Raw genomic sequence first — 20,282 nt, 5'->3', positions numbered from 1 at the left:
AACAGCATTTGCAGCGCAAATGCATAAAAGCTGAGGGCGTGTACCTCAGCTTTTATACTTTGAGAGAGAAAAAGTTTGCGCCCAGGAACTTTTTCTCGTCCGTGTTTGGCCTTGTCCAAACACAGATTGTCGGAAAAACAAAGTTTTTCGACAGTCTCAACCGGACGGCAGCCGCCGTCCGGTTCAAACTGTCAACGCGCACGAAAAGCACAGTTTTGGCCTGTTCTCACTTGCTCCACTCGGCTCTGGCCGCACCTTCTGCAAATACTTCGCGGAAGCCCTTTACGTTAGCTGCAATATCGCCGCCGAACACAGCTGAACCTGCAACGATAACATCCGCACCCGCCGCAACAATGTCCGCCGTGTTGTTCAGCTTAGCACCGCCGTCGATTTCCAGCTCACACTGATAACCGTGCTTCTGGATCTCCGCACGCACCGCGCGGATCTTGTCCATACACTCCGGAATAAAGCCCTGACCGCCGAAGCCCGGCTCCACCGTCATGATCAGCACCATATCGCAGTACGGCAGCAGCGGGAACAATGCCTCTGCCGGCGTTTTGGGCTTAATGACGCACGCCGCTTTGACGCCCGCCGCGCGGATTTTTTTGAGCTGCTCCAGCGTATCGCCGTTGGACTCATAGTGCACCGTAATGATATCCGAACCGGCCTTGATGAAATCGTCCAGATACTGATCCGGATCAGTGATCATCAAATGTACATCCAGCACCTTGTCGGTCGCCTTACGCAGCGCTTTGACCACCGGCGCACCGATGGTGATGTTGGGTACAAAGTGTCCGTCCATCACGTCCACATGCACATATTCCGCGCCCGCATCGGTTGCGATTTTGATATCGCGCTCTAAATTGGCAAAGTCCGCCGAAAGAATAGACGGAGACAGCTTGATTTCCATATTGTTTCCTCCTGTAACCGCGCAGCCGCGCACGGCATATTGTGATGGTAAGCGGCGTTCCGAGCGGCTGTATGCCGCCGCCCGCTTTTTGGAATACCGGGGACGGTGCCACAGCCGTCCCCCCTTTTGCCTTTATTATACCGCATCCGCACGTTTTTTCAATCCCTTTCTGGACAAGGCGCCAAAGGCGTGCTATGATTGCACCGCCATTACAAAAATATCTGTTTGATGGGACGCCCCTCCCTTTTGAATCGTTTCCCTTATAGGAGGTGACACAGAATGCCCGAAAACATGGATGGGCTGGCTGCTGTGTATGCCCGTAATGTTGACGCTGTGTATCGGCTTTGCTATGTCTATCTGCGCAGCCGTGCAGATGCAGAAGACGCGACGCAGTCTGCCTTTGTCAAATACCTGCAAAAGCAGCCTGTATTTCAAAACACCGCGCACGAAACGGCCTGGCTGCTGCTGACGGCCAAAAACATCTGCCGCGATCAACTGCGCTGCTGGTGGCGGCGGCAGCGGGTCGGGCTGGACGAGCTGCCCGAGCCTGCCGCCCCGGCGGTGAACGATGACGCGGCCGGTCTGCTGGACGCGCTGTTTGCCCTGCCGGAAAAATACCGTGTGACCCTGTACCTGTATTATTGGGAGGGCGATCCAGCAAAGGACGTGGCGGCGCTGCTGGGCTGCCGGGAAAGCACGGTGCGCACGCGGCTGCAGCGCGGCCGCAATATGCTGAAACAAGCGTTAGGAGGGGATCATTATAATGAAGCAAATACATACGGACAGGCTTAATCCGACCGAGGAGCAAAAGGCGCGGATACTGCGCGGCATCCGGCGCAAAGCGGCACAGCCGCGCTGTCAGCCGCCCCCGTGCCGCGTTCTGTGCGCCGTAGTCGCAGCAGCAGTATTATGCAGCACGACCGCGCTTGCTGTCAAAAACAACTGGCTGAACGCACTTTATCCTTCATCCGACCCCACTCTGGCCGAACCGATGGTGCAGCCGGTGGAAAACACCATCCGCAAAGACGGTATGACATTCACCGTCGAAGCCGCACTGGGCGACCGCTACAATGTCCTGCTGGTCTACACCCTCAATCGGGACGACGGACAGCCGCTGACCACGGACGCGGATATTGTCGACTGGCTGTGCTATAACAACTATTCCCTTAAAGAAGCTCCGGATGCTTTTGCGGTTGGCTCTGTTTTTGCGCTGGACGATGACCCGTCCGACGGAACACTTCAATTTGCGTCTGTCAGCTACGCATACGACAACGACACCAGACAGCGCATCCCCATGGCAGGCCAGACACTTGTGTATCAATCCTTTGACGTATTTTATGAAACGCCTAATCCTGATTTCGCCCTGTATGGCGATGAAGCGAAGTATGATACCACGTATGTTTTTTCCAGCGAAACCGATTTGGAAATCCCGTTGGTTTACGAGGACACAACTGTTTGTTATGCCGCAGGCCAAGTCACAGAAAAAGACGGCATCCGCACAGAAATCAACGGCATCTACCTCTCCCCGCTCGGTTGCATGCTCGATGTGGTCTGGTCTTTCCAGACCGACGAGTTGACCGAACCCTATTCCACCAGCTTCCAGCTCAAGCTCAGGGACGGCACGATTTGGGATGGCACAGACAACCGGCTTGCAAACAGCTGTATTGATGCCGGTCCGGTCATGAAAACCCAAACCATCTCCACTCAGAAGAGCTGGATATTCGACCGTATCATCCCTATAGAAGATATTGTGGCCATCATCTATGACGGCGTGGAAATCCCGCTTCAGCGCGCAGCATAAGCATTTGTCCGTCCCGCCATACGGGCAGTATGCAGAGAACCCCCGGAAACCGCTCGGATTTTGTTGCCCTCACCGATTGATTTATTGATGGAAAACAGGTAGAATAAAACTATCTTGCTACAACAAAAAGAGAGGACACGATAAAATGAGCGTCAATCGTTGTTATTCCGAGAAAAAACCCGGCTTCGACGTAGAAGCGCGCAGTCTGTTTTCCAGTCTGCACGACCTGCTGGAGATCAAAAGCCTGACCCATGTCCGCTACCTCTGCCGCTATGATGCCGAGGGCCTCGCCCCGGAAGCCTATGAAAAAGCAAAGGGCATTGTCTTTTCCGAACCGATGGCCGATGTGTGCTACGACGAGGATTTCCCCCGTCCGGCCGGCGCTCATACCGTGCTGGCAGTCGAGCCGCTTCCCGGTCAGTTTGACCAGCGCGCGGATTCCTGCGCCCAGTGCATCCAGCTGCTGACCGGCGGCGAGCGCCCGTCGGTAGCCGCCGCCAAGGTCTATGTGCTGGAGGGCGCACTGTCGGATGCCGATCTGGATAAGATCCGCGGTTTCTTGATCAATCCCGTCGAGGCGCGCGAAGCTTCGATGGACAAACCCGAAACCCTGCATGTGCAGTACGAAATTCCTACCACCGTTGCTTCGGTGACCGGCTTTATCCATATGGACAAGGCCGCACTGTCCGACCTGCTGACAAACATGGGCCTTGCAATGGATCTGGACGACCTCACCTTCCTGCAGGCATACTTCCGCGATGAGGAAAAGCGCGACCCCACCATCACCGAGGTGCGCATGGTGGATACCTACTGGTCCGACCACTGCCGCCACACCACTTTCCTGACCGAGATCGACGGCGTGCAGATCGACGACCCCATGGTGCAGGATGCGTTCGACCGCTATCTTGCCGCCCGCGTGGAAGTATACGGCGAGGAAAAGGCCGCAAAGCGTCCGGTCACCCTGATGGACATTGCGACCGCCGGCGTCAAGGTGCTCAAAAAGCGCGGCTACCTCAAAAATATCGACAAATCCGAAGAGATCAACGCCTGCTCGATCAAGGTCAAGGCGCTTGTGGACGGCCGGTATGAAGACTGGCTGCTCATGTTCAAAAACGAAACCCACAACCACCCGACCGAGATCGAACCGTTCGGCGGCGCAGCCACCTGTCTGGGCGGCGCGATCCGTGACCCGCTCTCCGGCCGCTCCTATGTCTATCAGGCCATGCGCGTGACCGGCGCGGGCGACCCGACGGTGCCGCTCTCCGAAACGCTCGAGCACAAGCTGCCGCAGCGCAAGCTGTGCCAGACCGCTGCGGCGGGCTATTCCTCCTACGGCAACCAGATCGGTCTTGCCACCGGACTGGTGCACGAGATCTATCATCCGGGCTATGTTGCCAAGCGCATGGAGATCGGCGCGGTCGTCGGCGCTGCACCGCTGGAAAACGTCATCCGTGAAGTACCTGAGCCGGGCGATGTTGTCATCCTGCTCGGCGGCAAAACCGGACGCGACGGCTGCGGCGGCGCCACCGGTTCTTCCAAAAAGCACACCGAGTCCTCGCTCGAAACCTGCGGCGCCGAGGTACAGAAGGGCAACCCGCCCGAAGAGCGCAAGATCCAGCGTCTGTTCCGCAACGGCGGTGTCACCCGCATGATCCGCCGCTGCAACGACTTCGGCGCAGGCGGCGTTTCGGTTGCCATCGGCGAACTGGCCGACGGTCTGGACATCAACCTTGACGCGGTGCCCAAAAAATACGACGGTCTGGACGGCACTGAGCTTGCGATCTCGGAATCGCAGGAACGCATGGCTGTTGTCGTCCGCGCGAAGGACGCAGAAGCCTTTATTGCCGCCGCCGCAAAGGAAAACATCGAAGCCGTTCAAGTTGCCGTGGTGACCGACAAAAACCGGCTGTGCATGACGTGGAACGGCAACCTGATCGCGGATGTCTCCCGTGATTTCCTGAACACCAACGGCTGCGCCAAGCATGTAAACGCCGAAGTCGCGCCGCTTGCCGCGCCGTCCATCACCTGCACCCCCGCCGGCAGCACCCAAGCAGAAAAGCTGCTGAACCACGCCGCAACGCTCGGCATCTGTCTGGAGCGCGGCCTTGTTGAACGCTTTGACGGTTCGATCGGTGCGAACTCGGTATTCATGCCGTTCGGCGGCAAATACCAGCTCACCCCGACGCAGGTCATGGCAGCCACCATGCCGGCACTCTCCGGCCAGTGCGAAACCGCCTCTGTCATGGCCTTTGGCTTTGACCCCTGCTATACCGAACAGAACCCCTTCCTCGGCGCATCTGCCGCGGTGATCGAATCGGTTGCCAAGCTCGTTGCGGCAGGCTGCGACTTTGAAACCGCCTACCTCACCTTCCAGGAATATTTCGAGCGGCTGGGCAAGGACCCGAAGCGCTTCGGCAAGCCGCTTTCCGCCCTGCTGGGCGCTTACACCGCGCAGGATGAGCTCTGCCTCGGCGCGATCGGCGGCAAGGACTCCATGAGCGGCTCGTTCGACGATATGGACGTTCCCCCGACGCTGGTCTCGTTCGCCATCGCCCCGCAGGACGCGGCGCGCCTGATTTCGCCTGAGTTCAAGGCGGCCGGCCATCCGGTTTACTTCTTCGACGCGCCGTACCATCCGGACGGCTCGCCCGATTACCAGACGATGAAGCACATCTGGAGCGAGGTCGCCGGTCTCATCGCTTCCGGCAAGGCAGTATCCGCCTGGGCGCTGACCACCGGCGGCATTGCCGAGGGCGTATGCAAAATGGCGCTCGGCAACCGGATCGGCTTTGCGTTCGACGAATCCTTCCCGTCCGAGGCGCTTTATCTCAAGAACTTCGGCGGCATCCTGATCGAAGCCGCGGAAGAGCTGCCCGCCTACTGGCTGGTCGGCCGCACAACTGCGGACGAGGCTGTCACCGTTGCGGGCGAGCGCGTTTCGATCGACGCGCTGACCGCAGCATTCGAGGGCCGTCTGGAAAGCGTATTCCCGACCAAGGCGGACGCTTCGGACGAACACCTCGTCAAGGTATCCTATACTGCACGCAGCGGCAAGGCGCCTGCTGTCAAGTCGGCAAAGCCTTTGGCTGTTATTCCGGTTTTCCCGGGCACCAACTGCGAGTACGATACCGCCCGCGCGGTGGAAAATGCAGGCGGCGCGGCTGAGATCATCGTCGTGCGCAATTTCTCCGCCGACGCACTGGCAGAAAGCGCCGAGCAGCTGGAAAGCGCTGTCCGTCGGGCGCAGATGGTCATCCTGCCGGGCGGCTTCTCCGGCGGCGACGAGCCGGACGGCTCGGGCAAGTTCATCGCCTCGTTCCTGCGCGGCCCGGGCATCAAGGATTCCATCCATGAACTGCTTGGCAAGCGCGACGGCCTGATGCTCGGCATCTGCAACGGCTTCCAGGCGCTCATCAAGCTGGGTCTGGTGCCTTACGGCGAAATCCGTGACGAAATGACCGGCGACGACCCGACGCTGACCTTCAACCTCATCGGCCGCCACCAGAGCCGCTATGTCACCACCCGCGTGGCATCCGTCAAGAGCCCATGGCTGTCCTCCTGCGAGGTCGGCGACCTGCACTCGATCGCCGTTTCCCACGGTGAAGGCCGCTTTGTCGCCCCGCAGCCCGTGATCGATCAGCTCGTGCAGAACGGTCAGGTTGCCTTCCAGTACACCGATCTGGCCGGCGAACCGTCTATGGATATCGCATGGAACCCGAACGGCTCGCTGTGCGCGATCGAGGGTATCACCTCTCCGGACGGCCGCGTGCTGGGCAAGATGGGGCATACCGAGCGTTACAGCCCGTTCGTCGGCAAAAATATCTACGGCGAAAAGTATCAGCCGATTTTCGAAAACGGCGTGAAGTATTTTAAGTGATGAAGATATCACGATCCTGCTAAAACAATAAGCAAAAGCGCCCTCATGCGAGGGCGCTTGAGACTGTCAAAAAACTTCGTTTTTCCGACAATCTATGTTTGGACTTCGCCAAACATGGACGAGAAAAAGTTCCTGTGCAGAAACTTTTTCTCTCTCAAAGTATAAAAGCTGAGGTACACGCCCCCAGCTTTTATGCATTTGCGCTGCAAATGCTGTTTGATGCGCGCTACCGCGCGTATTGGTGAACGCATCAACAAAATACTTTTTCAACAGACTGAAGCGCCCTCATGCGAGGGCGTTTTTGCTCTCATATTGATCTTTGCATTGGAGATGTTTTAATGAAATCTTATCAGCACAAAGTACAATACTACGAAACCGACGGCATGGGCATCGTCCACCACTCCAACTATATCCGTTGGTTTGAAGAAGCGCGTGTCGATCTGCTGGAGCAGCTCGGCTGCGGTTATGACCGAATTGAAGCCGCAGGCTTCGGCAGCCCAGTGCTTGCTGTTTCCTGCCAATACAAAACCATGGCGCGCTTTGGCGAAACCGTGCAGATCCTTGCACGTATCACAGCCTACAACGGCGTGCGCATGACCATCGGCTACGAAATCTTTGACGCGCAGACCGGCACACTGCGCTGCACCGGCGAAAGCTGTCATTGCTTCATGCAGCAGGATGGGCGGCCGGTCTCACTCAAGCGAAGCCGGCCGGAGCTGGATCGCATTTTCAGCCGTGCCGCCGATGCATCACAAAACACTGACTAAGCAGGGCATCTCTGTCATGTCGTGCATAAAATAAAAAAAGCTGAGGCAGAGATGTCCTCAGCTTTTCATATTTATGCTTCCATCCGATACGCGCTGCGGCCATGATCCTTCTGCCGCTTTTTCACCGTCTGGTATAATAAATCACTGCGACCTCTCCGTTGACGATCGACGGATAGCCATAATGATAAATACTGCCCGTGCTGACCGGCGCACGCAACTGGTGATACGGCTGACTAACATCTACCGCAACGCAGTCCGCTGCCGCGGGATAGCTGACCGATGCACCGTTCTGGTTCGGATCATTCAGAGTGAACACACCGTCCTGATAGACCACCGTGCGGTCAATCGGCTGATTCGCCTCCAGCGTGACCGTCATCATGCCGTTCTGCTCCTGCAGGCCGGAGTATCGCATCAACTCTCCATAATGCACGGAAGCGTCATAATTAGAGATCACAACATCGCAATAGGTCTTTGCTCCTACACACAGGTTCACAATATCCTTGCGCGGTTCATACACCTGGCTGTTCCCCCAAGTAGCCAAATGCGCCGCACGATACAGCATAACTGCCATTTCCGCACGCGTTACATTGTTCCGCGGCAGCAGCTTGCCGCCCGACCCATCGATCACACCGGCCTTGACCAGCGCCCCGATCGCTTCCCGTGCATAATCGGATACCCGACCGCTATCGGAAAACCCCGTCAGCGAACCAACCTGCAAATCGATCTGCGTGCAGTCCAGTGTACGCTTGAGGAATACCATCGCATCCTGCCGTGTCATACGGCTTTGCGGCAGAAATCGGTTATCACTCGTTCCCGATGCGATACCAAAGGCCTTGGCCGCTGTGACTGCCTTGCTGTAATAGGTATTGCCCGGCACATCCACAAATCCGCCCTTGGAATCAATCGCACCGCTGTCCAGTGCCTTGCTCATACCGTATGCCCGATCAAGCATCACGATAAAGTCCGCACGTGTGATCGCATTTCCGGGGAAAAACAGATGATTGCCACTACCGGTGATCACACCGGCTACTGCCAATGTGTCAATCTCGCGGTGGGCCCATGCATAGCCCTCTGCCACGTCATAGAAATAAACAGAGTGATCGGGCAAATACGCATAGGTTTCTGTGGTGTCCGTCGCGAGCGCAGCAGTCAGTACGCTCACCGCAACGACGGCAACCAGCAGCACTGCTGCCAGCAGCTTACGCGCTCTTGTCATAATCTTCTCCTTACCCATAAGGCCTCACATGGGTAAAATGCTCCACCCATGCAAATTACCGCAAAATTATAACACACTTCTTTCCATTTTACAAGTTAAATTTTGAACAAAATTGTCGGTGGTTTTTAATTCGTTAAACTTTTCACCGATGTTTTTCGTTCTTATCCGCGTTTCCCCCTCCATTTTCGCATATTATTGACAGTTTCACGCATACCCTATATTCACCGTTCACCCTTGCTGTTCTTTCCGATACCACAAATAACTAAGCACCGTCGGCACAAGTGCTGCCAGTGAAAGCGGCGCCAACAGCAATGTCAACCGCGCCGCATTGCTCGGCACAAATGCTCCCAGCAAGCCGATCATGCCTGCCGCGAAAAATAAACGGCCACCAAGCCTGTGCGTGCGTATCCACACGGTTTCACTCGACAATGTCCAAGGGTTTTTGATCCCGCAATACCAGTTCATACGGAATTTCGGCATGACATTACCCAGATACACCATCATCAGACTGACCAGCAGCGTCACCGCCATAGCAATATTGACCGTCCCCGGCCACAGGCCTTCCACCACACAAATCCCGTTCATCACAATCAGAAACAGCATCATCATAATCTGAAATCCCACATAAGACCCAAAAAATTTGTCGTAGTTTCGCTTTTTGGGATCCAGATGCGGCATGACCGCCAGCATCACGGCAACCGGCAGAGACAGCCCCGCTGTGATCCACAAATGCCATTTGGCTTCATATCTCACTTCACCGCCGAAATCCCACTGCATCGGCACCCGCTCCGGCAAATACCGATAGGCCGCCGCAACCAACAGCAGCGGCACCAGTGCCAACCCCCACGCCAATACCTGTCCCTTAGTGATTTTTTTCATTTGTCTCTCCACCTTTCAATGCCGTGATCCATTCCAGAATCTCATCGACCACCGACATATTCAATTCGTAATAAATGTACTTTCCCTGCTTGTCATCCAGCACCAAGCCGGCATCCCGCAGAATAGACAAATGGTGCGAAACTGTTGCCCCCGACACCGGAAAATGCGCAGCGATCTCCCCCGCCGCCATCGGTCCCGCGCGCAGCAGCGCAAGGATATCCCGGCGGATCGGATCGGATAGCGCCTTAAATGTCTGCTGAAACCCCATTCAGCTTTCCTCCTTCCGCCGCTTGGCACGGCACCAACCCTTTGTTCCGCAGTGCGGACAGACCAACCACCACTCATCCTGCACATGCTGGCGGAACAGCAGGCGGCGCCACGGCAAGGCAAACAACCGCCCGCATGATTTACACCAGAAGCGGCACCGCGAAAGCAGCACCGCCTGCCATATGATCAGTGCGCAAGCCACCAGCAGCACTGCGGCTAAATAAATCCCATAAGGCATCTGCTCACCTCATTTAGAAAATAATCTAAATGTAGAATAGCGTACCGCACCGCCAAAGTCAAGTTTTATTTAGATGTTTTTCTAAATGTTGTGATACAATAAAAAAACTCCCGAAACGATCGTTTCGGGAGTTTCTCAGCAATATACGAACGATTACGCCATGCCGTTGAGCTTGACCGTCATCTTGCTCTTCTTGTTGGCCGCGTTGTTCTTGTGCAGGAGGTGCTTGGCAGCCGCCTGATCTACCGCCTTTACTGCGGTGGTATAAGCAACAGTCGCTTCCGCCTTGTCGCCGGCAGCAACAGCCGTATCGAACTTCTTCAGCGTGGTCTTGAGTGCGCTCTTCGCCATCTGGTTGTTCATCGCCTTGATGGTATTGACCTTCACGCGCTTCTTTGCAGACTTGATGTTGGGCATTCCGAAAACACCTCCTTCGTTTTCTATTCGTCAGTGTTTCTATTCTACCATCAGTTTCACAAAATTGCAAGCACTTTTTCCGTAAAAGCGCATAAAAATTCCTTTCACCCGCAAAATAACCGCAAAGGAGTGACCGCCATGTCTTTTCGAACCGATCTGGCCATAGAAGCCATTGAAAACACCGGAACATCCACTGCACTGCCGCATATCCGGCAGTGCAAACGTGTACTCGAAGGCTTTGCCGTTACTGAAACCCACATTCTAACCGCACAGGCCGCACACGAAACCGGCAAACCGCGCGGCCGGTACCACACGCTTGTGCTGGATGCCCTGCTCCGCCGGGAACAGGATGCCTTCCCCCGTGCCTGCCGCGCGCTCAGTGCCCTGCTGGGGGAACTGCTGCCTGCCGGTGCCGCACGTGCCCCCATCCTGATCGCCGGCCTCGGCAACCGCATGATCACCCCCGACGCGCTTGGCCCGCAGGCCGCCGACCATGTAATCGCAACCCGGCATCTGATCGAACAGGAGCCGGTGCTGTTTGACACGTGGCGGCCGGTATCCACCCTTGCGCCGGGCGTACTCGGCCAAACCGGCGTAGAAACCGGTGAACTGCTCTGCGGTGTGCTCGACCGCATCCGTCCCGCCGCCGTCCTCGCTGTGGATGCATTGGCAGCCGGACGCTTATCCCACCTGCTGCACACCGTACAGCTGACCGATACCGGCATCACCCCCGGCTCAGGTGTCGGAAACGCCCGCACTGCACTCAACTGCGAAACGCTGGGAATCCCGGTGATCGCCATCGGCGTGCCCACTGTGGTGGACGGCGCCAGCCTCGCGCACGAGATCACGCACCAGATGAACGGCGCACAGTGCGAAGCGCTGACCGATCTTGCCCAACCGGTCATGGTCACTACACGCGATATCGACCGCGAAATCGCTGATATCGCCCGCGTGATCGGTTATGCGATCGATCTGGCGCTGCATCCGCACCTGTCCATCGAAGAGATCGATTTTTACCTCTCCTGAGCCAACTGCCAGAATTCCGGCATACTCGCAGCCGGACGGGCGTATGATAGAAGCAAATGCGAGGAGGTGGCGGACATGAACCGGCACAAAAAACATCACCGGCGGCGGGACGGCGTGCGGCTGTCCGCCGCGGTTACATTGTGCCTTGCAGCATCCCTGCTGCTGTTTTCACGTGCGGGCGGAGAGCCGCTCGCGCGGCAGGCCGTTGCCGCGCTGGCCGGCAACACCGGTTTTGTGGCACGCGCTGTCTCGCTGGAACTGGGTCTGTCGCCATCGCACGCGGAAATTTATACCCCACGCACCGCAGCATCCGCCCGCAGCGAAACCGCAGCTGATCCCCAATCGGAAAGCACCTACCTGCCGCAGGAAAGCCCCAATGATGCACCGGTGCTGAGCGCCGCCGACCGCGCCGCCACCGTCACGATCAACAACGAGACCTCCTATCCGGTCGATGTGGAAGCCTGCTTGTCTGCCAATACCACGATCCGTGCACAGGGCGACGGCCCGCAGGTGCTGCTGTTCCATACCCACGGCAGCGAAAGCTATACGCCAGACGCCGCTTTCCCCTATACCCCAACCGAAAACGAACGCACGACCGACACCCGCTACAATGTGGTTCGCGTCGGTGATGAGCTGCAAAAGGTGCTGGAGGCGCACGGTGTGCAAGCCGTCCATATCCGCGAAATATTCGACTCGCCTACCTATTCGGGTTCCTACGACCGTTCGCTCGCTGCCATCGAGCAGACACTCGCACAGTATCCGTCCATTCAGGTCGTCATCGACCTGCACCGGGATTCTATTCTGACCGATGACGGGCAGGCTTACAAAACTGCCTGCACGATCGACGGCACCCCCATGGCGCAGCTCATGTTTGTCGTCGGCACGGATGACGGCGGCCTGACCCATCCGGACTGGCGCAGCAATCTGAACTACATCACCGGCCTGCAATACCGGCTCAACCGTACCTATCCCGGCCTGATGCGCCCGGTCAATCTGCGTACCCAGCGGTTTAACCAGCACGCACGCCCCGGCTCCATACTGGTCGAAGTCGGCTCCTCGGGCAACACGATGACCGAGGCGCTCGCCGCCATCCGCCTGTTCGGGCAGGTGCTTGCCAACGACCTGACCGGTGCATAAAATCCCTTCCCGCTGCGCAACCTAACCGCCGATAAGGGGTGACACCATGGAGCAGATCACATTTACAACCGATCTGGAAACCAATATCCGGCTGATGCAGGCGCTTTTTCAAGGTGACAACACCTTTGTGACCCGCCGCGCATCCGGACGCAGCGGGCTGACCTGCGCCGTTTTCTTTTTTGACGGCATGGTCAATAGTATTGCAATCAACCAAAGCGTGATCCGGCCGATCGTGTGTGCCGACTGCCGCACCGCCACCGCCGATATGCTGGCGCAAACCATCCTGCAGGTCAACGACAGCCGGGTAGAAACCGACATGAACAAGCTGTTCGCCTCGTTCCTGTACGGCGATACCGTTGTGCTGACCGAGGGGGACGCACGGCCGGTCGTTGTCAATACCAAGGGGTTTTCCGTGCGCGCCTCTGCCGAACCGGAAAACGAACGGGTGCTGTCCGGCCCGCGCGAGGGCTTTACCGAGTGTTTCATGCCCAATCTGGCACTCATCCGCCGGCGGCTGAACGATCGGCGGCTGAAGTTCACCTTTCTGCGCATCGGCGGACGGACCAACACCGTGGTATGCCTGTGTTATCTGGCCGGTGTATGTGACACCCATCTGGTCAGCCGCCTGCGCCGCCGTCTGGAAGCGCTGCAGGTGGACAGTGTGCTGGATGCCAACTACCTCGCCGAGCGTATCCGCGACCACCGCTGGTCGCCTTTTCCCACCCTTGGCACAACAGAGCGTCCCGATGTAGTCGCCTCCCGTCTGGCAGAGGGCCGCTGTGCCATTGTAACCGACGGCAGCCCCGTTGTGCTGACCGCACCCTTTCTGTTTCAGGAGTGCTTTCAATCCAACGATGACTATTATATCAGCTTTCTGCAAGCCAATCTGGCCCGCGTGCTGCGGCTGCTGGGTTTTCTCTGCTCGATCACCTTTCCCGCGGTTTACACTGCACTTCTGCTGTATCACCGTGAGCTGGTGCCTGCGCGTCTGCTGTTTGCCGTTGCCGCCGCACAGCGCGGCGTCCCTCTGCCGGTCGGCTGGGAGACCTTCCTGCTGCTGCTCGTGCTCGAAATGCTCAAGGAGGCCGGCGCACGCACCCCGGGCGCCATGGGACAGACCATGAGCATTGTCGGCGGACTGGTGCTCGGTCAAGCTGCGGTTTCTGCGCGGTTTGCCGCAGCACCGACCGTGATCGTCATTGCCGTTGCCGGCGTGACCGGTCTGATGGTGCCCAAACTGCAAACCGCTGCTCTCTGGCTGCGGTTTGTGCTGCTCGGCGCAGCAGCAGCCTACGGCCTGTACGGTGTCGGGCTGACGCTCGCCCTTCTGCTGCTGTGGCTGTGCCGCATGCATTCCTGCTCGGTGCCGTACCTGCTCAATCTGGTGCCGCGAGTCCGTGCCGAGCAGGAGGATACCTGGCTGCGTGCCCCGTGGTTTTGGATGCGGTACGACCGTTTTGCCGTCAAACGCAGCCCAACAAAGGAGGACAAACCATGAATTTGTACAAGTTGCTTGTTCCGGTGCTGCTTTTGTCCACGCTCGGCGGCTGCGCCCGAGAGGTTTCCCCCGTCTCTGCGCTGGCGCTGGATAAAACTGCTGACGGATACCGTTTAACCGCTGAGGTCGTGCGGCAGGACAAGCCGGATGATGCCGCTTCCCCGGCATATCTGTCCTCCTCCGGCCGCGATCTGCCCGAGCTGCTCGACCGACTGGGCGCCTTGCTGCCCGGCGAGCTGTATCTCAGCCATGCACAGGTGCTGCTGCTGAGCGAACAAGCGGCTGCCGATAACATTCTGCCGCTTGCGGATTACCTGTGTACCGATCAAGAGGTGCGTCTCAGTTTACGCGCCGCGGTTGTGCGCGGCAGCTCGGCTGCTGAACTGCTGCAAAACGACGAAGAGGTATACGCACTCAGTGAGCTGCTCGACCGTGCCGCCCGGCAAGGCACACTGCCCGATATGCCGCTTTACCGCGCCGCCGAAGTACTGCATGCCAGCGGCACCGCTATTCTGCCGGCGCTGTCCATCGATGCATACGGACAAACCGCCCCCGCCGGCACCGCAGTATTTGCCGAGCATCGTCTGTCCTGTTTTCTGGACGGCAGCGAGATCGGAGGTGCCTCCGCCCATGCGTGAACGACTGTTTCCCCGTTGGGGCGCGGCACTGTTCGCCCTGCTGCCGTTGGGCGAAGTGCTGTATACGCCGGTCAACGGCCAAACCATGTATGCTGCCGCGCTGGCCTGCCTGTTCTGCGCCCTTTTCTGTGCAGGGGCAGCACGGCTCGCTCCCCACTGCCAGCGCTCACGTCTCATCCGGTGGCTGCTTGCGCTGGCATCGCTCTGGCCGCTCTGCCGCACATTGGCACGCATGGGGCTGTTTCTGCGCAATACCGTCTTTCCCACAAGGCCGGTATGGAGCCTGCTGCTCCTGCTCGCAATCTGCGCCATCCTGTGCGCCACGGCAGGCTTCAACCGCTGTGCTATGTGGGCGCTGCCCATCGCATGGCTAGCCGGTGCAATCGCCGTCCTGTCATGCATCCTGACCATCAGCCAGCTCACCCCCGCCCACTGGGCTGCACCGGAGGCCGGTATGCTGCAGCAAACCAGCGCGTTGCTGCGCGCACTGCTCCCCGCGGCGCTGATCCTCTCGCTGTCGCTGCCGGAAGCATTATCCGGTGCCGCTTCACGCGGTTTGGCAGCGGGCGGCGCATTGCTTGCCTTGCTCTCCCTGCGCACGCTCCTGCTGCTCGGTCCGCACACCGCAGCGCTGCTGTCCTACCCGAACTTTTCTGCTGCCGGTCTGGCTGCTGTCGGCGACTTTGCCCGCCACGGCGAGGTATTTTTCGCCGTCCCTCTGCTGCTCTGTGATTTGGGACGCTGTGCCGCGCTCACCTGCGTCCTGCTGCTGCCACTAACCAAAAGCTATGGCATCCTGCCATACCGGCAGAAAAAGAGGGACGCATAAGCGTCCCTCAAAGACTGTCGAAAAACTGGTTTTTTCGAACAGTCTTTCGATCGAAAATGCTGTCTTATGCGCACTGCCACGCGTATTGCTGATACTCATCTACCGAAATGCACTACTCTTTTTATCAGCCCCGGCCGAGCAGCCATGTAAGGATCGCCAGCGCATACACATGCGCTGGATAATACGCATAAAACAGATATTTCATCCCGCGTCCGCGCTGCCCGTTGTACAGCAGAAGCAGCGGCAGCGCCAGCCACATGAAAAACAGCGAGGGCGCTACCGACAGAAACGCCTCCCGGGAGGAAAGCAAAAACTGCACAGCCGCCATCACCAGCAGGAATGTGGTATAAAAGACAGCAAGTGCCCGCTTGCTGTTCCGACAGTAATAAAACCCTATGCCGATCGCCACGATCAGGAAACTGCCCTCGCACAGCACCGGGCTAGGCAGAAATATAAGCGCAATACGCATCAGACCCATCTGCGTTTCCGCCAGCATCAGAATCGGGACGTATGAGACAAAAAGCGCAACCATCGCTATCACATACAGCACCGCGCGTCCCTTTTTGCCTTCACGCCAGCGCTTTTGCATGTTTTCAATCCACCACAGGTAGATGACAATGACCGCCATTGTGGTAAAAATACCGTTTATCACCATAACCCCGCCCGGCAACGGACAGTAAGTGTTGACGAGCATATTCGCAATGTACATCAGCACGCCGCCGGTATACAGCCGCAGCAGATACTTTTTGCGGCTGCGCGTATGCGCGAAGCCCTCCGCCACGAAAAACACAAAAATCGGTGCGGCAATGCGGCCGATCAGCGTCAATATTTCCGGCATGGGGCGTAAAGCCGAACCGAAATAATAGATATGGTCAATCGTCATGATGATCAGCGCCAGCAGCTTGAGCCGAAACCCATCCAGCCCGCGCCGCCGCTCCAAGGTATGTGTTGCTTCCATTTGTAAATCCCCTTTTGTATTATTGTTTGATTTGTATAATACAATAATCCAATGTGTTTGTCAAGCCTTGTTTTGCAGCCAAACCTCTGCTATAATGCAAACAAAGGAGTTCGATGTGATGAATATTCAGATTTTCGGCAAAAACAAATGCTTTGACACGAAAAAAGCCCAGCGTTGGTTCAAAGAGCGCGGCATCAAATTCCAGATGATCGATCTGGCACAAAAGGGCATATCGCGCGGCGAACTGGACAGTGTGCGCAAGGCTGCCGGCGGGTTGGACACGCTGATCGATGAAAAAAGCAAGGCGTATGCTTCGCTTGCCTATCTTGCCTATGAGGAGGACAAGATCCAAAAGCTGCTGGAGGACGGTACGCTGCTCCACACCCCGATCGTCCGCAACGGGCGGCAGGCAACCGTAGGCTACTGCCCCTCGATCTGGGAAACTTGGGAATAACACCTTCGCCCCGGGCGCTGCAAAACTACAAAAAAAATCAGGCAGACGGCTTAATTTTTTCCGGCGGTTCTCAACGCCCTGCCAGCGCAAACCGTCCTCAATACCACGCATACCAATAAAGCACAGCCCCCTGCGGTTAACCGCAGGGGGCTGTGATGCTTTCACGCTGAAAATGGAAGTTATTCTTTTATGCGTTGACCGATTCTGCGATCGCATCTGCCAGTGCGTCCAACTCCGCCGCCTTATCCGGCAGCAGTGCCGAAGCCATGGACAGGCGCTCGTTGAGCACGGTCATATTCTTCATTTCTTCATCGATAAACTTCTGCATCAGGTCACCTGACTTAACTGCCCACGAACCATTCTCAATGATGGCAAAGGTGCGGTTCTGCAGGTTGAGCGCCTTCATATCCATCAGGTAATTGTGCATCACCGGATAGATACCCAGATTATACGTCACCGATGCCAGTACGATATGGCTCAGGCGGAAGCTTTCCGAGATCAGATAGGAAACATGGGTGTTGGATACATCATACAGATGCACGTTGGTCACACCGCGTTCGCACAGCTTGGCCGCCAGCGCCTGTGCCGCCGCTTCGGTATTGCCGTACATCGAGGCATAGGCGATCATAACACCCTTTTCCTCCGGCTCATACCGGCTCCAAAGGTCATACTTGTTGATAAAGTATCCCAGATCCTCCCGCCAGACCGGACCGTGCAGCGGACAGATATACTTGATTTGATCCAGAATACCGCCGGCCTTTTTGAGCAGCAGCTGTACATGCGGGCCGTATTTTCCTACGATATTGGTCAGATAGCGGCGTGCATCATCGATCCAATCGCGATCAAAGTTGACTTCGTCCGCAAACAGCTTGCCATCCAGCGCACCGAAGGTGCCGAACGCATCCGCGGAGAACAGCACGCCGTCCGTCAGGTCAAAGGTAACCATCGCTTCCGGCCAATGCACCATGGGGGCTGCTACAAAGGTAACGGTATGCTTACCAAAGCACTGGGTATCCCCCTCCTTAACCTCGATCAGTTCATGCGAATCGACTGCAAAGCCAAACTGCCGCATCAGCATAAAGGACTTTTCGGTAGAGATCACCTTAACGTTCGGATAACGCAGCAAAACCTCTTCGATCGACGCACCGTGATCCGGCTCCATATGGTTGATGACCAGATAGTCTAGCGGACGGCCGTCCAGTACATGCTCCATATTCTCCAGCAGCTGGCGGCACGCCGACCAGTCCACGGTATCAAACAATACGGTCTGCTCATCCATCAGCAAATATGCGTTATAGGAAACGCCGCGCGGAATCGGATGAATATTTTCAAACAGAGTCAGACGATGGTCATTTGCGCCGACCCAATACAGATCTTCCGTTACATTGCGTACACAGTACATAGTTCAATCCTCCTTTGTATTCGGTCAGCCTTCGATAAACATTTCTCTGCCTTCGCCGCACTCCGGGCAAACCCAATCCTCGGGCAGCTTTTCAAACAGCGTACCGGGTGCGATCTCAGCATCCTCATCGCCCAGCTCCGGCACATACTCGTAACCGCAGCCGCCGCAGACATACCGCTTGCCAATGGGTTCCGGCTTGGGTACCGGCGGGCGCTTCATCTTGACCATCGGCGGCGCCGGCTGCTTGTCACCGGTATCGAGCGCTGCCGTCAGCAGCGGCAGGATCTCATTCACATCGCCTACAATGCCGTAATCACAATTCTTAAAGATCGGCGCATTGCCGTTTTTATTGATCGCCACAATCGTGGAAGCATCCTTAATGCCCTTCAGATGCTGGATCGCACCCGAAATACCGCAGGCGATATACAGATTGCCCTTGAACTTCTGGCCGGACATACCGACGTATCGGTCAAGCGGCACATATTTGAGGGTTTCTGCCACCGGACGGGACGAACCCACCGCCGCACCGGCTGCTGCCGCCAAATCTTCCACCAGCTTCATATTTTCCCGGTCACCAATGCCCTGACCCGCAGAAACCACACGCTCGGCCTGCGTGATCGGCGTATCGATCGGGATACCAACGGTGAAATCATGGCCGTCCTTCTTAAGCGCTTCCACCAGCGCTGCGACCTTTTCCTCCGCCGAACCTTCCTTCAAAATGTTGCGTTTGCGCACACCGGTAACCGGTGCAGGCTTCTTTGCACGGCTGGATGATCCGCCCTCGCTCTTGGGCGGCTTGCCCAGAATACCCGCCGAGATGACCACACGCTGGATCTCGTTGGTGCCTTCGTAAATCGTTGTGATCTTGGCATCGCGGTACATACGCTCGACATCCATACCCTTGAGGAAACCGGTGCCGCCGAAAATCTGCAAGGCATCGTTCGTGACCTCAAGCGAGATATCCGATGCGTACATTTTGGCCATGGCCGCTTCGGTTGCATACGGCTCGTGCGCCTCCTTCAGCTCCGCCGCCGAGTAGACCAGCATCCGCGCACAGCGCAGCTTGGTCGCCATATCCGCCAGCTTAAAGCCGATCGCCTGCTGGAAGCCGATGGGCTTGCCGAACTGGATACGCTCCTTCGCATAATCCACCGCCGCCTCGTATGCGCCCTGCGCAATACCGAGCGCCTGCGATGCGATGCCGATACGTCCGCCGTCCAGCGTCGCCATTGCGATCTTAAAGCCCTGGCCTTCCTTGCCGAGCAGATTTTCCTTGGGAACCTTAACATCGTTAAAGATCAGCTCCGCCGTTGAAGAGGAACGGATGCCCATTTTATCGTAATGGTCACCGAAGGTAAAGCCTTCCCAACCTTTTTCCACAATGAAAGCGGAAATACCGCGCGTGCCGATATCCGGCGTGGTGACCGCAAACACCACATAGGTATCCGCCTTAGGTGCGTTGGTGATAAAAATCTTATTGCCGTTAAGCAGGTAATAATCGCCCTTATCGATCGCCGTCGTTTCCGTGCCGCCGGCATCCGAACCGGCGTTCGGCTCAGTCAGACCGAATGCGGCGATTTTTTCACCCTTGGCCAAGGGCACCAGATACTTCTGCTTCTGCTCCTCCGTGCCGAACGCGAAGATCGGCCACGAACCCAGCGAAACATGGGCGGACAGGATGACGCCCGTGCCGCCGTCCACGCGGGACAGCTCTTCCACCGCGATTGCATAGCTCATAATATCCAAACCGGCGCCGCCGTATTCCTTGGGATATGGCAGACCCATAAATCCCAGCTCGCCCATCTTTTTAACCGCTTCGGTCGGAAAACCGTTTTCCTTATCGAGCAGGAAAGCCAGCGGCTTCACTTCGGTCTCCGCAAAAGAGCGGATCTGAGCGCGTAAGTTTTCGTGCGCCTCGGTAGTACGGAACAACATAGGGGAACCTCCTTATTTGAGCATATTTCAAAT

19 protein-coding genes are annotated in these 20,282 nt (G+C 57.1%); 10 read left to right on the top strand and 9 right to left on the bottom strand.

Going from position 1 to position 20,282, the window contains the following annotated elements:
* Nucleotides 1-226 precede the first annotated feature (226 nt).
* Nucleotides 227-910, bottom strand: a complete 684-nt coding sequence (rpe, locus tag T363_RS0105475) for a ribulose-phosphate 3-epimerase (protein ID WP_031474016.1) — start codon at nt 908-910, stop codon at nt 227-229.
* A 279-nt stretch (nt 911-1,189) separates the two neighbouring features.
* Between rpe and T363_RS0105465 the strand changes: the two genes are divergently transcribed.
* The 4 genes from T363_RS0105465 to T363_RS0105450 all read left to right on the top strand — a co-directional run bounded on the left by T363_RS0105465 (nt 1,190) and on the right by T363_RS0105450 (nt 7,355).
* Entirely contained in the window at nt 1,190-1,702 is a 513-nt protein-coding gene (locus T363_RS0105465; protein WP_031474012.1) for an RNA polymerase sigma factor, read from the top strand.
* Nucleotides 1,674-2,711 carry a DUF4179 domain-containing protein gene (locus T363_RS0105460; protein ID WP_031474010.1) on the top strand — a complete coding sequence of 346 codons (1,038 nt, stop codon included), beginning with the start codon at nt 1,674-1,676 and terminating at the stop codon, nt 2,709-2,711. The genes T363_RS0105465 and T363_RS0105460 overlap by 29 nt, the downstream gene beginning before the upstream one ends.
* Nucleotides 2,712-2,856: 145 nt before the next feature.
* Nucleotides 2,857-6,588: a phosphoribosylformylglycinamidine synthase gene (locus T363_RS0105455; protein WP_031474008.1), complete on the top strand. Its 3,732-nt coding sequence runs from the start codon at nt 2,857-2,859 to the stop codon at nt 6,586-6,588.
* 338 nt (nt 6,589-6,926) lie between these two features.
* Nucleotides 6,927-7,355 carry an acyl-CoA thioesterase gene (locus T363_RS0105450; RefSeq protein WP_031474006.1) on the top strand — a complete coding sequence of 143 codons (429 nt, stop codon included), beginning with the start codon at nt 6,927-6,929 and terminating at the stop codon, nt 7,353-7,355.
* Between the two features lie 121 nt (nt 7,356-7,476).
* Here the strand turns inward: T363_RS0105450 and T363_RS0105445 are convergent, their stop codons facing one another.
* The 5 genes from T363_RS0105445 to rpsT all read right to left on the bottom strand — a co-directional run bounded on the left by T363_RS0105445 (nt 7,477) and on the right by rpsT (nt 10,372).
* Entirely contained in the window at nt 7,477-8,571 is a 1,095-nt protein-coding gene (locus T363_RS0105445; RefSeq protein ID WP_031474005.1) for an S-layer homology domain-containing protein, read from the bottom strand.
* 228 nt (nt 8,572-8,799) lie between these two features.
* The gene (locus T363_RS0105440; RefSeq protein ID WP_031474004.1) at nt 8,800-9,450 is read right to left on the bottom strand and encodes an SdpI family protein; all 651 of its coding nucleotides are present in this window, start codon (nt 9,448-9,450) and stop codon (nt 8,800-8,802) included.
* A complete protein-coding gene (locus T363_RS0105435) occupies nt 9,434-9,718 on the bottom strand; it encodes an autorepressor SdpR family transcription factor (protein ID WP_031474003.1) in 285 nt (94 codons plus the stop codon). Before T363_RS0105435 ends, T363_RS0105440 begins: the two co-directional genes overlap by 17 nt.
* Nucleotides 9,719-9,955, bottom strand: coding sequence for a hypothetical protein (locus T363_RS0105430; protein ID WP_031474001.1), 237 nt, complete (start codon nt 9,953-9,955; stop codon nt 9,719-9,721).
* Between the two features lie 153 nt (nt 9,956-10,108).
* A complete protein-coding gene (gene rpsT / locus T363_RS0105425; protein ID WP_031473999.1) occupies nt 10,109-10,372 on the bottom strand; it encodes a 30S ribosomal protein S20 in 264 nt (87 codons plus the stop codon).
* A gap of 138 nt (nt 10,373-10,510) precedes the next feature.
* Here rpsT and gpr point away from each other — a divergent pair, with 138 nt between their 5' ends.
* The 5 genes from gpr (at nt 10,511) to T363_RS0105400 (ending at nt 15,500) form a co-directional block, all read left to right on the top strand.
* Nucleotides 10,511-11,398: a GPR endopeptidase gene (gpr, locus tag T363_RS0105420; RefSeq protein WP_031473997.1), complete on the top strand. Its 888-nt coding sequence runs from the start codon at nt 10,511-10,513 to the stop codon at nt 11,396-11,398.
* Nucleotides 11,399-11,473: 75 nt separating this feature from the next.
* Complete coding sequence (gene spoIIP, locus T363_RS0105415; RefSeq protein ID WP_051643111.1) at nt 11,474-12,535, top strand: stage II sporulation protein P; 1,062 nt, start codon at nt 11,474-11,476, stop codon at nt 12,533-12,535.
* A 46-nt stretch (nt 12,536-12,581) separates the two neighbouring features.
* Nucleotides 12,582-14,033 carry a spore germination protein gene (locus tag T363_RS0105410; protein ID WP_051643110.1) on the top strand — a complete coding sequence of 484 codons (1,452 nt, stop codon included), beginning with the start codon at nt 12,582-12,584 and terminating at the stop codon, nt 14,031-14,033.
* Entirely contained in the window at nt 14,030-14,671 is a 642-nt protein-coding gene (locus T363_RS0105405; protein WP_031473991.1) for a Ger(x)C family spore germination protein, read from the top strand. Before T363_RS0105410 ends, T363_RS0105405 begins: the two co-directional genes overlap by 4 nt.
* The gene (locus T363_RS0105400) at nt 14,664-15,500 is read left to right on the top strand and encodes a hypothetical protein (RefSeq protein ID WP_031473989.1); all 837 of its coding nucleotides are present in this window, start codon (nt 14,664-14,666) and stop codon (nt 15,498-15,500) included. Before T363_RS0105405 ends, T363_RS0105400 begins: the two co-directional genes overlap by 8 nt.
* Nucleotides 15,501-15,624: 124 nt before the next feature.
* On the opposite strand, the gene T363_RS0105395 is transcribed toward T363_RS0105400, so the two are convergent.
* Nucleotides 15,625-16,458, bottom strand: coding sequence for a TraX family protein (locus T363_RS0105395; RefSeq protein WP_031473987.1), 834 nt, complete (start codon nt 16,456-16,458; stop codon nt 15,625-15,627).
* A gap of 118 nt (nt 16,459-16,576) precedes the next feature.
* Between T363_RS0105395 and T363_RS0105390 the strand changes: the two genes are divergently transcribed.
* A complete protein-coding gene (locus T363_RS0105390) occupies nt 16,577-16,912 on the top strand; it encodes an arsenate reductase family protein (protein ID WP_031473985.1) in 336 nt (111 codons plus the stop codon).
* Nucleotides 16,913-17,099: 187 nt separating this feature from the next.
* On the opposite strand, the gene T363_RS0105385 is transcribed toward T363_RS0105390, so the two are convergent.
* Nucleotides 17,100-18,314: an FprA family A-type flavoprotein gene (locus tag T363_RS0105385; RefSeq protein WP_031473983.1), complete on the bottom strand. Its 1,215-nt coding sequence runs from the start codon at nt 18,312-18,314 to the stop codon at nt 17,100-17,102.
* Nucleotides 18,315-18,338: 24 nt separating this feature from the next.
* The gene (locus T363_RS15485; protein ID WP_078096921.1) at nt 18,339-20,249 is read right to left on the bottom strand and encodes an acyl-CoA dehydrogenase family protein; all 1,911 of its coding nucleotides are present in this window, start codon (nt 20,247-20,249) and stop codon (nt 18,339-18,341) included.
* Between the last annotated feature and the right edge of the window lie 33 nt (nt 20,250-20,282).

Source organism: Agathobaculum desmolans ATCC 43058 (genome assembly GCF_000701665.1).
In the GTDB taxonomy this organism is placed as follows: domain Bacteria; phylum Bacillota; class Clostridia; order Oscillospirales; family Butyricicoccaceae; genus Agathobaculum; species Agathobaculum desmolans.
Note: the sequence above shows the minus strand (reverse complement) of the source record. Positions and strands in the feature narration are given on the sequence as shown.

Coding starts and splice junctions, on each gene's coding strand:
- rpe (WP_031474016.1), bottom strand. CDS start 910: ATGGAAATCAAGCTGTCTCCGTCTATTCTTTCGGCGGACTTTGCCAAT.
- T363_RS0105465 (WP_031474012.1), top strand. CDS start 1,190: ATGCCCGAAAACATGGATGGGCTGGCTGCTGTGTATGCCCGTAATGTT.
- T363_RS0105460 (WP_031474010.1), top strand. CDS start 1,674: ATGAAGCAAATACATACGGACAGGCTTAATCCGACCGAGGAGCAAAAG.
- T363_RS0105455 (WP_031474008.1), top strand. CDS start 2,857: ATGAGCGTCAATCGTTGTTATTCCGAGAAAAAACCCGGCTTCGACGTA.
- T363_RS0105450 (WP_031474006.1), top strand. CDS start 6,927: ATGAAATCTTATCAGCACAAAGTACAATACTACGAAACCGACGGCATG.
- T363_RS0105445 (WP_031474005.1), bottom strand. CDS start 8,571: ATGACAAGAGCGCGTAAGCTGCTGGCAGCAGTGCTGCTGGTTGCCGTC.
- T363_RS0105440 (WP_031474004.1), bottom strand. CDS start 9,450: ATGAAAAAAATCACTAAGGGACAGGTATTGGCGTGGGGGTTGGCACTG.
- T363_RS0105435 (WP_031474003.1), bottom strand. CDS start 9,718: ATGGGGTTTCAGCAGACATTTAAGGCGCTATCCGATCCGATCCGCCGG.
- T363_RS0105430 (WP_031474001.1), bottom strand. CDS start 9,955: ATGCCTTATGGGATTTATTTAGCCGCAGTGCTGCTGGTGGCTTGCGCA.
- rpsT (WP_031473999.1), bottom strand. CDS start 10,372: ATGCCCAACATCAAGTCTGCAAAGAAGCGCGTGAAGGTCAATACCATC.
- gpr (WP_031473997.1), top strand. CDS start 10,511: ATGTCTTTTCGAACCGATCTGGCCATAGAAGCCATTGAAAACACCGGA.
- spoIIP (WP_051643111.1), top strand. CDS start 11,474: ATGAACCGGCACAAAAAACATCACCGGCGGCGGGACGGCGTGCGGCTG.
- T363_RS0105410 (WP_051643110.1), top strand. CDS start 12,582: ATGGAGCAGATCACATTTACAACCGATCTGGAAACCAATATCCGGCTG.
- T363_RS0105405 (WP_031473991.1), top strand. CDS start 14,030: ATGAATTTGTACAAGTTGCTTGTTCCGGTGCTGCTTTTGTCCACGCTC.
- T363_RS0105400 (WP_031473989.1), top strand. CDS start 14,664: ATGCGTGAACGACTGTTTCCCCGTTGGGGCGCGGCACTGTTCGCCCTG.
- T363_RS0105395 (WP_031473987.1), bottom strand. CDS start 16,458: ATGGAAGCAACACATACCTTGGAGCGGCGGCGCGGGCTGGATGGGTTT.
- T363_RS0105390 (WP_031473985.1), top strand. CDS start 16,577: ATGAATATTCAGATTTTCGGCAAAAACAAATGCTTTGACACGAAAAAA.
- T363_RS0105385 (WP_031473983.1), bottom strand. CDS start 18,314: ATGTACTGTGTACGCAATGTAACGGAAGATCTGTATTGGGTCGGCGCA.
- T363_RS15485 (WP_078096921.1), bottom strand. CDS start 20,249: ATGTTGTTCCGTACTACCGAGGCGCACGAAAACTTACGCGCTCAGATC.